Genomic DNA, 15204 nt, shown 5'->3' with positions numbered 1-15204 from the left:
TTTTTCGTTGTCTTATAAGAGAAAACAGAGGATAAAAGATATATGAAACCCCTTTTGCTTTTTTTGCTGTTTGTTACCCCTTGGCTTGACGGCGGGGACGTGTCGGAAATCAATCGACTGAAAAGAAGCGCTAAAGACGCGTACCTCAAAGGCGAATACAAAGTCGCCGTCACGGATTACTTGACATTGAGAGACTCGTTGGGCGTTACCGATCCGGGCATCGATTTTAATTTGGCCACGGCATACCTGCATATGAGTGACACCGCAAAGGCTATGGCGTCGTTTACGGATGTGACTTTGGGCAATGATAACAATCTGAAGTCATTGGCTTACTCGGAATTGGGGATGATGATGGCTGAATCGGGAGGTCTGAAAGTAGCTTTGAAATATCTTGAGGAGGCTTTGATGGCTGATCCAAACAACGCCAACGCCCGACATAATTACGAGGTGGTGAAAAAGATGCTTGAGGACCAGCAGAAGCAAGAGAATCAAGACAAGAACAAAGACGACAAGAATCAGGATAAAAACCAAGATAAGAATAAGGACCAGCAACAAAACCAAGACAAAAAGCAGGATAACAAAAAAGAGGATAAGAAAGACGACAAGAACCAGGATAAGAACAACGAAGAAAACAAAGACGATAAGAATAACCCGGATAAAAAAGATCAGAACCAAAACGAGGATAACAAAGACGAAAAAGACAAACAAGACGAGCAGAAAGATCAACAAAAAGGCAAAGACGAAAAGGATCAGAAAGAGCAGAATAAAGACAAAAAAGATCAGGGCCAAGGAGACAAAGACAAGGAGGAGAATAAAAATAAGCAAGGATCCGAAGGCAAGGACCAAAACAAGAAAGAAACCCCTCAGGAAAGGGCTAAGCGACAAGAGAAGGAAATAGAAAAGAAACTTCAGGAGATGAAGCTTTCCAAACAGAAAGCCCAGCAGATCCTTGAAGCCATGAAAAACTCCGAAAGGCAGTATATACAGCAGTTGAAAAGAAAGCCGTCAAAACCTGTCAAGCGAGACAGACCACAGTGGTAAGGCTTTTTCTGTAACCGATAAAGAATTCGAACGCCGTATTTTACGGCGTTTTTTTATGCCCTGATAATAGTCCTTCCCTTATTACATAAGAATGTGTGCGTCCTTAAGATGGATTGGATCGATGAAGCGATTCTATTGATGTTGGGGAGCTGTTTTAGGGAGAAAAAGACTTTACGTACAGAGGGCTTGGCTATATAAGCGGTATAAAACTGCCAAGTCATCAAAAAAGCCCCGGAAAAGGACTGAGTCCTTCCGGGGCTTTTCTATTCAACTTATTTGTTCTGAAGTCTTAGCTAGGCATTACGTAATCAAGCGGTGCATCTGGACCAATCGGCCAACCGGCGAGCATCCAGATAACTAGAAGTATGGTCCATACGGCCAAGAACACCAATGAATAAGGTAGCATAGTGGCGATCATTGTACCGATGCTGGCTTTCTTGTCATAGCGCTGGATAAAGGCCACGATAAGCGCGAAGTACGACATCATCGGAGAGATGATATTCGTAACGCTATCACCGATACGGTACACAAGCTGGGTAAGCTCAGGAGAAACGCCGTATTGCATAAACATCGGGATGAAAACAGGAGCCATCAAGGTCCATTTGGCGGAAGCCGATCCCATCACCATATTGATCATGCAAGTAAGCAAGATAAAGGCGATCATCAGCGGAATAACGCCCGGGTCCAAAGCCTGTAGCATCTGCGCTCCGTTGATGGCGAAGATAAAGCCCAAGTTTGTCCACTTGAAGTAAGCCACGAATTGTGCGGCGAAAAACACCAATACGATATACGAGCCCAGAGTCTTCATGGAATTGGCCATGCCGTCCATTACGTCCGAGTCGTTTTTGTAAGTCTTGGCGGCGAATCCGTAGGCTATGCCGGCGCCGGCGGCCAACAGGAAGATGAAACTCACGATTCCTTTCATCAAAGGCGACTTCAGGATGCTCTGCATCGTATCCATCTCCGGATCGGGGTTACGGAGGAATCCGCCCTCAGGGGCGATACCCGCAACAATAATGGCCAATAGTGCCAACACAACAAGCCCGGCTATTTTAAGTCCGCGGCGTTCTTTGTCGTTCAGAGGCTCTACGCTTTCCACTTGTTCGTCGCCTTCGTATACGCCAAGGCGTGGGATAACGATTTTCTCCGTCACCCAAGTACCCGCAAGGGCGATCAGGAAAGTGGAGGCAAACATGAAGAAGTAATTGCTGGCGGGATTTACCGTATACAGTCCGGCTGCGACAGGGTGAATGATATTGGCCGATTCCTGCGAAATACCCGCTAACAGAGGGTCAATGGTACCCAACAGCAGGTTTGCGCTATAACCGCCCGATACCCCGGCGAAAGCCGCGGCGAGTCCGGCGATAGGGTGGCGCTTCATGCCCAAGAAGATAATGGCGGCCAAAGGCACCAACAGCACGTAACCCACCTCACTGGCGGTGTTCGAGATAACGCCGGCGAAGACGATCATAAACGTCATCATGCGCTTTGGCGCCGAGAGAACCATCAGGCGGATCAACGCGCCGATAAGCCCACTGCCTTCGGCGATGCCGATACCCAGCATGGCTACGAGCACTACGCCCAAGGGGGCGAATCCTGTGAAATTGGTCACCATGCCGGTCAAAATGCGGTGAAGGCCCTCTACGGTCATCAGGTTGACGGGGCGGATCACTTCACCGGTGCCGGGGTTGGTCACCTCAAGGCCAAGGCCCGCCGTAATGCCCGAAAGCACCACAACCAGCAAAGCAAGGCCGGCGAAAAGCGTGGCGGGATGGGGCAGGGCGTTGCCCGCTTTTTCCACTACGCTTAGGAATTTGTTGAAAAGGCCCTTCGTTTCCTCCGGGTTCTGTGAGATCTCTTTCTCGGTAGTAGTTGACATAAGGGTTTAGGTTTTCATTCCGTTCGTTTGGGGGCTAAAAGCCCGGCGGCACGGCGTGCGGCCTTGTTTTATTTTAAAGAAAACGTTACTAATATACTCATTATTCTGTAGCTTCAGAACTGATGCGGGCAATTGGGTGACGCCTTGGCCCGCCTATTCTTGGGAAATGAACAGCGAATCTATATGAATCACAGGCAAGATATAGTGTCGGACGTATTGGTTATCGGTGGTGGGATCAGCGGAGTATTGGCCGCTTACTGGGCTTCAAAAAAAGCAGGAACGGTTACGTTGCTGGACGCTGGCCAGAGCGTTGGCGGTTGTGTAAACAGTCCTTCATACAATGATTTCTGGTTCGAACTCGGAGCCCATACCTGTTACAACTCTTACACCCATTTGTTGGAAGCCGTAAGGGACGCCAATCTCGAAAAGATGGTAATGGCCAGAGGCAAAGCTTCGTTCAAGGTTTTGGACCAAGGGAAAATAGTTTCCATTCCATCCAAGCTGTCCTTCGCTTCGTTATTCGCTAATCTTCCAAAGCTCTTTTTTACAAAAAAGGACGGAAAGACGGTTAGGGAATTTTACTCGGCGATAACAGGCAAGAAGAACTACGATACATTACTGACGGCCATGTTCAACGCCGTAATCCTTCAGCCCGCCGACGACTTTCCCGCCGACATCTTCTTGAAGCGTCGCGGAAGCCGTGACAAAAGCTTTCCGAAGAGTATGAGCTTCAAAGGGGGAATCCAGACGCTGTTAAAAGCCTTTGTGGATGCTTCGGGAGTATCCGCCCATACGGGAGTGAAAGTGGTAAGTGTGGATTTTAAAGATGGTGTATACGAAGCCAAAACCGAAGACGACCAAGTTTTCCACGCTTCTAAACTTGTGTTGGCCACACCTCCCTCGATAACGGCGGGTTTGGTGATGGACTGTTTTCCTGATCTAGCCCAAAGTCTTTCCGATATTGAGGAGTTCTCCCTTAAGTCATTCGGCTTCGTTGTTCCGAAAGAGGCCTTGAACTGGCCGGAACTGGCTGGGGCCGTACCCTTGTCGGGGCCGTATTCTTCGGTCGTGTTGCGCGACGTATTTCCTGACGAAAAATACAGGAGTCTTACCGTACACACCAAAAGTGCCAGTGTTCAGGCGGAGGAAGCCAAAGCTTGGCTACTGAAAAATACGGGATTAAAGGAAAGCGATTTGCTCTTCGAAATTGAAAAACGGCACACTGTGCCTTCTCTGAAGATGGGCCACACCGACCGCGTAAACCGAATAGACTCCAACCTGACAGACAGCCTTTCAGTAGTGGGCAATTACTTCTACGGCTTGTCGTTGGAAGACTGTGCCCAGCGGGCCAAGGAAGAGGTACTTCGCCTTATGAAAGGGCTTTAAGCGCTAGGCCTCACACTTGTTTTTTTCCAAAAAAAGCACGTAATACGCGGGGCGTAAAATATTCAGGTACCCACAGGGATTATGATCGTAGAGAAAGAATTGGCTCACGAGGACAGAAAACTCGTGAAGCGTTTGAGGAAGGCCTTCTGGTCGGGAATGGAAGACTTCAAGATGATTGGCGAAGGCGACAAGGTGATGGTTTGCCTTTCGGGTGGCAAGGACAGTTACACTATGTTGGACATGCTCCTCCACGCCCGGACCGTACGAGGTAACTTTGATATAGTGGCCGTAAACCTTGACCAGAAACAACCTGGCTTTCCGGAACATATCCTGCCCGAATACCTGAGTAGCTTGGATATCGAATACCGCATCATAGAGCGGGACACTTATAGTATTGTAAAGGAAAAAGTACCCGAAGGTCGCACGACTTGCAGTCTTTGCTCTCGTTTGCGTCGGGGAACGCTCTACGGTTTGGCCGAGGAAATAGGAGCTACCCGCATTGCTTTGGGCCACCATCGCGAAGATATTATCGAGACGTTCTTCCTGAACCTGTTCTTTAGCGGGAAAATGGAGGCCATGCCACCAAAATACCGCACCGACGACGGCAAACATGTGGTTATCCGGCCTTTGGCCTACTGCAAAGAAGCGGACATTATCCGTTATTCAGAGTTGGCGGATTACCCGATTATCCCGTGTAATCTTTGCGGTTCGCAACCAAACCTCCAAAGGCAAGTGATCAAAGGCATGCTCAAAACGTGGGAAGAAAAGTATCCTGACCGTACAGAGATCATGTTCAATGCCCTAAAGAACGTATCGCCCACGCATTTGCTGGACCCGAACCTCTGGGATTTCGAGAACTTGGCCCCAAAAGAAATAGTCTCTCGTAACTACGATGATTCCAAAATGGAACTCTGAATGGGGAGTGAGTAAAAAGTAAAGAGTCCAAAGCGTACTGGGTTCAAAGAATTGAAAAGGGTAAAGAGTGTGGGACAAATGGTCCGTTACTCTTTACCCTTTTTGCTTTTCTGAGTATTGGAACACTCATCATTCCAATATTCTTTACTTTGGACTTTTTACCAAAACATCAATCCCAATCCTTAAAAGGCTTGCGGGCCAATTGCGAGTTATAATAACGTTTATCGCCAGTGACTTCCTCAGCCAGCCAGTCGGGTTTTTCGAAGTCTTCGTCCTCACGACGGAGTTCAACTTCGGCCACTATCAGGCCGTCGTTATCGCCGTGGAAAACGTCCACTTCGTAAGTGTGCGGGCCTGCCGGCACCAAAAACCTTGTCTTGTCAATAGCTCCCGGTTCGCACAGGTCCAACAGTTCTAAGGCTTCGGGAACGGGGATTACTTTTTCCCACTCAAAGCGACTGGTGCCCGTTTCGTTTACTGGACCTTTTACAGTCAAGAATCCATTCTTGCCTTTAATCCGGATCCTCACGCTACGCTCGGGGGCGGAGCTTAGGTAGCCTTGCGTAATGCGCTCCGAGTCTGAAGCCAAAGCCGAGCTGAACTTATCGTTGACCAAAAACTTTCTTTCTATTTCCGTTGCCATAATCTAAGGGTTGGTTAGTCGCTAAGCGTGAGCGTTTGCGGTGTTAGGTATGAAGAGTCTAAGACTTGATATCTAACACTTGACGCTACCAATGAAGTTACTCTTTTATTCTTCTAGTAAATAGGCCATGGGGCTTCATAATATAGTTTTGATAATCCCTTAACCTTTTCTCATAACCAAGACCAGCCGGGTTCCTCTTCTTGTTCGTCGAAATTTTTACCGAAATCTACCTGATAATCGTGTTTTGACGACAGATTTCGGATATCGACGGGCGGAAGAGGGCCTACAGGCTGAAATTTCCTGACGCCGGTATACACTGATTCGCCTATGTTTGGCAGTTCCTCTGAGAGCCCCGGTCTGGTTACCGGGAAGTTCAGGCTGTCGGCTGGCAGGTTGAGGTGTGGCTGGAAGAAATCCACGCCCGCATTGGTCAATTTGCGATACGCTCTAGCGGCAAAAGCCTCGAAGCCTTGCCGTTGGGTCTCTATCAAGGCATCGGTGATAACATATGCGCGGAGAGTGTCGAAGGGCTCACCGTCGCCCGGCCAGATCTTGCCGGACTGCACGCTCTTTAGGTGTTCGGCCAGTTCCCTTACTTGGGGCAAGTGGCTGGTGCCCAATACGTCGTCGCTTCGGCGGGCAAAGTTTACCCATTCCATCGGACTGATATCGCTCACCCGGCGTGGCGGACGTGCTCCGCCTTCCAGTTGACTTTGTCCCATGAAGGGGCCTTGGATATTGGAGGCCGAATAACCCAAGTGTTTGAGTTTCTTCTTTCCGGTTTTGTCGGTTACCTTTTTGCCCGATGCCGTTCTTTTTTCCAAAGTCAGCGTTTTCGTCTCCTCGCTCATCCGAATGAAAGGGCTTGCGGGAGCGTCTTCCAAAGTCTCTCTGCGGTAATGCTCATATTCCACAGGAGGTATCTCGCCCCAGCTGATACCCCTGCAAAGCGGTTGGCTCATAGGCAATCGTCCTTTGTCAAAGAATTTCGGATTGGCTCGGGCATATTCGGTTAGCGTGGCGCTGACGGAGTCGAATTCGGACTTGCCGACTACCTGAAGCAGTAAACCGTAGGGTATTTGGTCGGAATAAAAAGGCATGGATTCCGTAGACATCGAGCGTAGGTGGCGCCCCAATGGAACGGAATCGACGATGTGGCGCATCAGGTAGCGGATCACCACCGGCAAGTGGTCTGTCAAAGCATTGATAAAGAAACAGTATATCGTATCGCTCCGGCGTATGGGTATTCGTCCTTTGGAGATAAAATGACACATATTAGGCTCCAAATTTTCGCATTCCTCTTCGGGTGTGGTCTTGCGCATGTCGTGGTTAAACATGGAAGTCCATACCAAACGATCGGGGGCGCCTACGCTTAGAATCTCTTTGCGGAGTCTGTCTGTAGGGGCTTTGTACATCGGTTTGTCTTCCGTATGGGTTAGCTTGCCGTATACGGTGTGATGTTCGCCTTGGTGTTCCAGTATGTCGGACCTGTCAAACCACAGTTTTCTAAGGAACACCATCAGTTCCCGAACCCTTCCCTTGAAGCGCAACAGTTCTATCTTTTCGGCCGGAGCCCAGAATTCTCCGCTTGGAACTATGGCTCTCAGCATTTCCACATCTTTGTCCCCTTTTCGTATGGTGGTTTTGCCGGCATCGTCTACCAGTAGGTCGGCTCCCTTTCGCAATATTATCGGTCCCCAAACATCGGTAGGTTTCTTAAGTAATTCCAGAGACTGAGAGGCCTTGCCGTGATGTAACATAGCTTGAACGGGAGCTTTAGCAAGTCCTCCACTGTCGTGAGCCTGTTGGTTAGCGATCTTGCGGTATGTAGTACGGCGGTCGAACATGCGTCTTGCCTGGCGTAAAGCTTTGGGCTTAAGTACTAACTTTGTCAAGGTCGACCCTGTTTGATGGCTAACCTTCTACTGATTTTCTTTCAAAGAATTTACAAGGGTAAGGTTTAAGGCTTAATTCAAAGTGATAATGCTGAACACTAAGTAAATGGTCAGGCATGATTGTAGAATTCCGTTTGAAAAATAGTGGTTAAATGGGTGGCTCGGTTTTGGGTCGATAGTGCGTATATTCAAAGCTTTACCTCGTCTATGTTTACGTTTCGCAACAGCGTTCCGAATCACGGGCAGGCAAGCTCCGCAGAGGGCGTCGCCAAAATGCCTCCCGTACAGCGTATCCTAAACCCGACATGGGGAAGGGATACAGGTGCCAAGCGTACGACTTTTGGTAACTCTGGCTGTACTTTTTTTGTGGTTGATGATAAGGGGACGCACTTCGTGGTGAAGCTTTCCGATAATCAGCAGGGCTTGGAGAAAGAGGCTTTTTCATCTTCATTTCTAAGGAATTTGGATAGCGAGTCCGTTCGGGCTCCGGAGACGGTGTTGTTGGCAAAGGGATCGGCGGAAGTGACTAGCTTGTACAACGCTTTGGGTTATGACAACTCTGACGGTTCCAAACAACTCCGGAGTATGATAAAGAAGATGCCGAAGGGACACTATTTGCTATTGATGGAGAGGCTTCCTGGCGATGTGTTGGTGCACGTGGACGGCTGGCGCGAAGGGGCGAAGGATACCTTGGCCAGCGATGAGTTTATGACCAAAATGGGGGAGCTGTGCGCTTATGACCTGATAATGGGCAATAATGACAGGATGCTTCAGCTTTTGAACTGGGGAAATATGCTGTACGATCCGGCTTCGGGAACCATAGGGGCCATAGATCAGGAGATGTCGGTGGTGAGCCAAAAGGGAAACCTCAATAATATGGCGGCCAAGGACGTGACAGCCGCTGTAAGCAAGTGGAGGGATATGACACGGACGTTGACCATGAGGTCTACTGAAAGAAGCAGGGGAACTAGACGGACAAGGCAGACCAATCGCACTAGAAGAACCTCAAGGCGAAGCAGAGACACGAACCTTGGACGTAGTGGTGATTGGAATGATGACGGATTTCGTGACGATTGGGATGATGGGGATTTGGGCTATGGAGCCCGTTCCGATCTATTGGACGATGATTTTGGGGGCTCCCGTAAGTATGTTTCGGAAACGGAAGAGCGGGAACGTCTGGCCGAGATAATGGCCATGAAGAAGGGGCCGGCACGTAGGCGTGCCTATAATGCTTATCTAAGGGAATTGCAGGAAGATTTTATGTTGCCGGTGTTTGAGGAATTGCTGATACTAAGCTCTGAAGACAAGACAGGGAGTCATCCGTTAACGCAGTTTGTGATCCGGAAGATAACGGATTTTACAGGGATAAGGGGGCTCTCGGCCCGGGCGTTTGAGAAGGGAATGCTCAAAGGGTATCTTCATTTATCCGAACGGGTACAGAGCCCAATGTTTTTGGATGCGGTATTAGGCTCGGTAACAGCGGGAATAGAGGAAGAGGGCGAAGGATTCGCCAATAACCTGCTCCATTACACCCAACACCTCTGGAAGACAGCAGACCGTACGGCGCTCAGGAGACGGCTATGAGGTTGGTATTAGGTATCAAGTATTAGGTCTTAGGTAGTTGGAGTCAAGAGAAGTTAGACTGAAAAATCTTTGCGAATGACTAACGATGTTATTAGCGCTCCAATTACCTAAGACCTCATACCTAATATTTCAGACTAAATTACTTATACTGATAAACATTATAAGGCAAAGACGCCCCGTCAAGCTTAAGGACAACCACGCCATGCGAAGGCACTTCGAAGCTAAGGCTGTCGGTAGTGGCAGATGGGTAGTCTTTTTTGTTCCAGAGATCGCGGGCGGTGTAACCTTTAGAGGCATCCATACCTACTGACTTGAGGCTGAAACCGATTTTCTTGGCTTCTTTTGAACGGTTCAGAAGAGTAACCGCTACCAGACCGCTGTTGGTGGAGCCGAGTGGTTTGCCCCATACTTCCAAATCACCGTAGTCTTTTACGCGACGGGCTTGGTATACCAAAGGATCCTGGTTCAGGGCGATGATCTCCTTGTTCGTAAGAATCTCAAGAGTTTGGTCGCTCATATTGGTCATGTCGTTACCGGCCATCAATGGCGAGCACATCACGGCCCACATAGTGAAGTGGGTTTTGTCCTCTTCATACGTCATGCCACGACCGATTTGGAGCATATCCATGTCGTTTACATGTCCGGGACCGGCGTATTTCCACAGGTCGGCGTTTTTGTCGATGATATGTGCTACAGACTCAAACTTGTTGGCGATATCGCCGGAAATACGCCAAGAGTCGCCCACTAGCGGCGCCCATTCGCCCGGGAAGCGCCAGCGACAGATGTTATAGATCACGTCCGGACGCAGTTCACGGATCATCTCTCCGATTTCCGTATAGCGGGTCTTGTCATTAAGGCCCATCCATTCGCCACCGCACCAGTCCACTTTAATGAAATCGTATTTCCAGTCCTTCAGCATAAGCTCCAAGTCCTGTCTTTCGTGGCCGTAGAGTCCCATGCCAACGCCGATGGTGTCTTTGTCCCAGTAGCTGGCGCAAGTGTTGATGCCTCCGTCAGTGTAGATGCCGGCCTTCAGGCCTTTTGAATGGATATACTCGGCCAGTTTGCCCATGCCATTAGGGAAGCGTTCGGGATGTACTAACAAGTTGCCCTTGCGGTCGCGTCCGCCGAAGTAGCCGTCGTCGATATTGATAAACTGGTAGCCGGCTTCTTTCATGCCGTTGGAGGCCATGGCGTCGGCTTGTTTCTTAATGATATCTTCGTTGATATGTACGCGGTAGTTGTTCCAGCTGGCCCAACCCATAATCGGGGTAAGTTTGCGGGTAGGCTTGGCGGCTTCTGTCACCGTGTCCTGTTTCGGGGACTGGCAGGAGACGATAAGCGCGCAGGCGAGAAGCGTAAGAATCCTGTTAAGCATAAAAGTGTATGTTAATGTATGGAAAAGCTTCGCCAACCGTAGTGGAAAGACGAATCGACAGCAATGTAGGGGGTCGGGATTTATGGGGCTGGGTGTTTTCCTGTTTAAGAACGGGGGGACTTTCGTATGCGGAAAAGGGAATTTCCGTTTGCCTTAATGAGGCTTTTGATTTTGGACCAAAGGGCTGGTCAGTATTTGCGCTATGGGGTCAGAATATTCGGGAATGCGCCCTGAGGGAACACTTGGGCGTGTTTTGGATATAAAAAAGTCCCGCGCCGGAGTTGGTGCGGGACTTTGGTGCTTTTTGTATTCCGAAAGCTTTTAGGCTTCTTCTTTTTCCGGATCATAGGCCAAAACCGGCGAGAGCCATTTCTCCAAGGTCTCCATCGTTTCGCCTGTTCTGTCGGAGTAAGACTCCACTTGGTCCCTGCCGATATTGCCCAAGCCGAAGTAACGGCTGTCGGGGTGGGCGAAGTACCAACCGCTGACAGACGCGGCCGGATACATGGCCAAGTTTTCCGTCAGCTTGATGTCGATCTCCTTCTCGGCGTCGAGCAGGTTGAAGAGCGTGATTTTCTCCAAGTGGTCGGGGCAAGCGGGATAGCCTGGCGCCGGGCGGATGCCTTGGTATTTCTCGCGGATCAGTTGCTCATTGTCCAGGCTTTCCTCTTTGGCATAGCCCCACAGCTCACGGCGTACCTTGGCGTGGAGAAGTTCGGCGAAGCCTTCCGCAAAGCGGTCGGCCAGGGCTTTGGCCATGATGGAGTTGTAATCGTCGTTTTGCTCCTCGAAGCGTTTGGCCAGTTCTTCGGCTCCGTGTACCGTTACCACAAAGGCGCCTATATAGTCTTCTTTGCCCGAATCTACAGGTGCGACAAAATCGCTCAAGCAATAGTTCGGCAAGCTCGGAGCCTTTTTGCCTTGCTGGCGCAAATGGTGGAGCTTGAGGCCGGTTTCGGTGCGATCTTCCTGTCCGTCGGCACTGAATTCGAACAGCTGGATATCGTCGCCGATGGCGTTGGCCGGGAAGAAGCCCAAAGTGGCGTTGGCGCTAAGCGCTTTCTCTTCGATAATTTGTTTGACGAGTTGCTGGGCGTCGTCGAAGAGTCTGCGGGCTTCGCCACCCACTACGGGGTCGTTGAAGATTTTCGGGTACTTGCCGGTCATCTCCCAAGAGATAAAGAACGGAGTCCAGTCGATATACTCCAAGATCTCTTCCAGAGGATAGTCCTTGAAGGTTTTGTTTCCGAGGAAAGTAGGCTTGGTGATTACCGTCTTGTCCCAGTCGACCGGAGCTTTTTTCTTCACCACTTCAGAATAAGGCAACAGCACTTTGCCTTTGCGCTTCTTGGCGTGGTCTTCCCTTAGCTTGGCGTATTCGGCCTTTTTCTCCGCTACGAATTCCTCTACGGTAGCTTGGTCTTCCGAAAGTAACTTGTTGGCTACGGGAACCGACTTGGAAGCGTCGAGTACGTGGACTACGCAATTGTCGTATTCCGGGTCGATCTTCACGGCCGTGTGGATACGAGAGGTAGTGGCGCCACCGATCATCAGCGGTGTGGTCATTCCCCGGCGTTGCATCTCGCGGGCTACGTACACCATCTCGTCAAGCGACGGCGTAATCAGCCCGCTCAGTCCGATGATGTCGACTTCTTCCTTAACGGCGGTATCGAGGATTGTTTCCAGCGGTACCATTACGCCAAGGTCGATAATCTCGAAGTTGTTACAGGCCAATACCACGCTTACGATGTTCTTGCCGATATCGTGAACGTCGCCTTTTACGGTGGCCATCAAGATTTTTCCGTTCGAGCTTTTGCCCGCCAGTTCCGGATTTTTCCTTTTTTCTTCCTCAATAAAAGGAATCAGGTGCGCTACGGCACGCTTCATTACGCGGGCGCTTTTCACTACCTGCGGAAGGAACATTTTGCCGGCGCCGAACAAGTCGCCCACCACGTTCATTCCGTCCATAAGTGGCCCCTCGATTACGTGGAGCGGACGAGGCAATTTGAGTCGGGCTTCTTCGGTATCTTCGTCGATAAACTCGGTGATACCTTTTACCAAAGCGTGGCTTAGGCGTTCCTCCACGGGGAGTTGTCGCCAAGAGTCGTCGCGGACTTGGGTTTTCTTCTTGCCCTTGAACTGGTCGGCCATATCGACCAAGCGCTCGGTGGCGTCGGGGTCGGTATTAAGGAGGACATCCTCCACAGCCTTGAGCAGGTCTTTCGGGATTTCTTCGTACACCTCGATCATTCCGGCGTTGACGATACCCATATCCATACCGGCCTTTACGGCATGATAGAGGAAAGCCGAGTGCATAGCCTCGCGGACGATATTGTTGCCGCGGAACGAGAAGGAAATATTACTTACCCCGCCACTGACTTTGGCGCCGGGGAGGTTCTTTTTGATCCACTCCGTGGCGCGGATAAAGTCCACGGCGTAGTTGTTATGCTCTTCGATTCCCGTAGCCACCGACAGGATGTTCGGGTCGAAGATGATGTCTTCGGGCGGAAAGCCCACCTCGTCCACGAGGATTCTGTATGAGCGTTCGCAGATCTCGACACGGCGCTCGAAGTTGTCGGCCTGTCCTTTTTCGTCAAAGGCCATGACTACAGTAGCGGCGCCGTAACGGCGGATCTTGCGGGCGTGTTCTTTAAATGTCTCTTCGCCTTCTTTCAGCGAGATCGAGTTTACGATCCCCTTGCCTTGCAGACATTTCAGTCCGGCTTCGATCACCGACCACTTGGACGAGTCGACCATGAAAGGCAGGCGTGCGATATCTGGCTCGGAAGCCATAAGGTTCAGGAACTTGACCATGCAAGCTTCGGATTCCAGCATACCGTCGTCCATATTGACGTCGATTACTTGGGCGCCTCCCTCCACTTGGTGCAGGGCTATTTCCAGGGCCTCGTCGTATTTCTCTTCGCGGATCAGTCTGGCGAACTTCAGCGAGCCGGCCACGTTGGTACGCTCACCGATATTCATAAATACCGAATCGTCTTTGAGCGTAACGGGTTCCAGGCCACTCAAATGCATATCGCCGTCTGGCTCCCGGAGTGGGCGTGGCTTATGTTTGGCCACGGCGTCGGCGATGGCGCGGATATGGGCAGGCGAAGTACCACAACATCCCCCCACGATATTAAGCAACCCTTCTTCGGCGAAGCTTTCCAATACCCCGGCCATATATTCCGGAGTCTCGTCGTACTGGCCGAATTCGTTCGGCAAGCCGGCGTTGGGGTGCACACTGATAAAACAGGTGGCTACATCGGAGAGTTCGCGGGCGTATTGGCGCATCAGGTCGGCGCCCAGCGCGCAGTTGAGGCCCACGGACGTGACGGGAGCGTGGCTGATAGAGTTCCAGAACGCCTCGGTGGTCTGACCCGAAAGCGTACGGCCACTGGCGTCGGTGATAGTGCCGGACACCATGACCGGGAGCGCGATGTTGCGCTCGTCGAAAAGGTTTTGGATGGCGAACAGGGCCGCCTTGGCGTTGAGCGTGTCGAAGACGGTCTCCACCAACAAGATGTCGGCTCCGCCGTCCACCAAACCGCGACACTGCTCGTGGTAAGCCTCCACAAGTTGGTCGAAGGTGACGGCCCTGTAGCCCGGATCGTTCACGTCCGGAGAGATGGAGGCCGTGCGGTTGGTCGGGCCGATGGAGCCCGCCACGAAGCGCGGTTTGTGTGGCTCTTTGGCCGTAAACTCGTCGGCCACCTCGCGGGCCAGCTTCGCCGACTCGAAGTTGATGTCGTAAGCCAAATGCTCCAGCTGGTAGTCGGCCTGAGCTATGGTGGTTCCGCTAAACGTGTTGGTTTCCACGATATCGGCTCCGGCGGCGTAATACTCGGCGTGTATCTCGCGGATGATATCGGGCCTGCTGAGCGAAAGCAGGTCGTTGTTGCCCTTAAGCGGGGTAGGGTGGTCTTTGAGCCTCTCGCCCCTGAAGTCCTCTTCTTCGAGCGTATGGCGCTGGATCATGGTACCCATGGCGCCGTCGAGAATCAGGATTCTTTCTTTGAGGATTTCTTGCAAGGATTTTTTCATGCGCTCGGTATAGAAGGTTTCGTTCACCGGCCGGAATGCGAAAGACTAGACTGCGATTCTTCCGATTTAGACAAATTTTGCCTTGTGCCGCCCGGTTCCGGGGTTTTAAATACCCGGAACTTGCAATTTTAGCAAAATATGGCGAGGGGGCAAAAAGTTAGAGTAGGGATGGAGTGAGGTGAGGGGTGTAACTACAGTGGTGAGCTATTTTAAAACCTAACTTCTTATCACTTTAAGCACCAATAGGGCTAAGAGTTTTTGGATAAAAGGTGCGGAGATTACGAGTATCGTGACGATCCGCCAGTCATATTCTTTTCCTACAAATAGCAGTATAAACGCCATTATAAGACAGAGTCTTGTAAGTGTTTCAAGGCTGAGGTAAGGTTTGCTTTCAAACAGGGCGAAAAAAGTTAAAGGGACGGTGCCTTTGTGGGAGATCACT

The 15204-nt window shown here is 50.7% G+C and carries 9 protein-coding genes; 4 read left to right on the top strand and 5 right to left on the bottom strand.

Features of this window, described 5'->3' with window-relative positions; translation table 11 throughout:
- Window positions 1–42: 42 nt before the first annotated feature.
- Entirely contained in the window at window positions 43–1041 is a 999-nt protein-coding gene (locus AABK39_RS12875; protein ID WP_338391756.1) for a hypothetical protein, read from the top strand.
- Between the two features lie 289 nt (window positions 1042–1330).
- Here the strand turns inward: AABK39_RS12875 and AABK39_RS12870 are convergent, their stop codons facing one another.
- Window positions 1331–2920, bottom strand: coding sequence for an AbgT family transporter (locus AABK39_RS12870; RefSeq protein ID WP_338391755.1), 1590 nt, complete (start codon window positions 2918–2920; stop codon window positions 1331–1333).
- A gap of 183 nt (window positions 2921–3103) precedes the next feature.
- Between AABK39_RS12870 and AABK39_RS12865 the strand changes: the two genes are divergently transcribed.
- Together AABK39_RS12865 and ttcA are read left to right on the top strand one after the other, a co-directional pair.
- Window positions 3104–4306, top strand: a complete 1203-nt coding sequence (locus tag AABK39_RS12865; RefSeq protein ID WP_338391754.1) for a protoporphyrinogen/coproporphyrinogen oxidase — start codon at window positions 3104–3106, stop codon at window positions 4304–4306.
- An 81-nt stretch (window positions 4307–4387) separates the two neighbouring features.
- Window positions 4388–5221 (top strand): tRNA 2-thiocytidine(32) synthetase TtcA, encoded by an 834-nt coding sequence (gene ttcA, locus AABK39_RS12860; protein ID WP_338391753.1) that lies wholly within the window; start codon window positions 4388–4390, stop codon window positions 5219–5221.
- 169 nt (window positions 5222–5390) lie between these two features.
- On the opposite strand, the gene AABK39_RS12855 is transcribed toward ttcA, so the two are convergent.
- The gene (locus tag AABK39_RS12855) at window positions 5391–5864 is read right to left on the bottom strand and encodes a CYTH domain-containing protein (protein WP_338391752.1); all 474 of its coding nucleotides are present in this window, start codon (window positions 5862–5864) and stop codon (window positions 5391–5393) included.
- Between the two features lie 170 nt (window positions 5865–6034).
- Window positions 6035–7759 carry a hypothetical protein gene (locus AABK39_RS12850; RefSeq protein ID WP_338391751.1) on the bottom strand — a complete coding sequence of 575 codons (1725 nt, stop codon included), beginning with the start codon at window positions 7757–7759 and terminating at the stop codon, window positions 6035–6037.
- Between the two features lie 207 nt (window positions 7760–7966).
- Here AABK39_RS12850 and AABK39_RS12845 point away from each other — a divergent pair, with 207 nt between their 5' ends.
- Window positions 7967–9343: a protein kinase family protein gene (locus tag AABK39_RS12845; RefSeq protein ID WP_338391750.1), complete on the top strand. Its 1377-nt coding sequence runs from the start codon at window positions 7967–7969 to the stop codon at window positions 9341–9343.
- Window positions 9344–9482: 139 nt separating this feature from the next.
- On the opposite strand, the gene AABK39_RS12840 is transcribed toward AABK39_RS12845, so the two are convergent.
- Complete coding sequence (locus AABK39_RS12840; RefSeq protein WP_338391749.1) at window positions 9483–10721, bottom strand: glycoside hydrolase family 27 protein; 1239 nt, start codon at window positions 10719–10721, stop codon at window positions 9483–9485.
- 321 nt (window positions 10722–11042) lie between these two features.
- A complete protein-coding gene (gene metH, locus AABK39_RS12835; protein ID WP_338391748.1) occupies window positions 11043–14762 on the bottom strand; it encodes a methionine synthase in 3720 nt (1239 codons plus the stop codon).
- Window positions 14763–15204 lie beyond the last annotated feature (442 nt).

The sequence above is a fragment of the Fulvitalea axinellae genome (genome assembly GCF_036492835.1).
In the GTDB taxonomy this organism is placed as follows: domain Bacteria; phylum Bacteroidota; class Bacteroidia; order Cytophagales; family Cyclobacteriaceae; genus Fulvitalea; species Fulvitalea axinellae.
The sequence above is the reverse complement of the archived record's forward strand: the minus strand, read 5'-3'. Positions and strand labels throughout refer to the sequence as shown.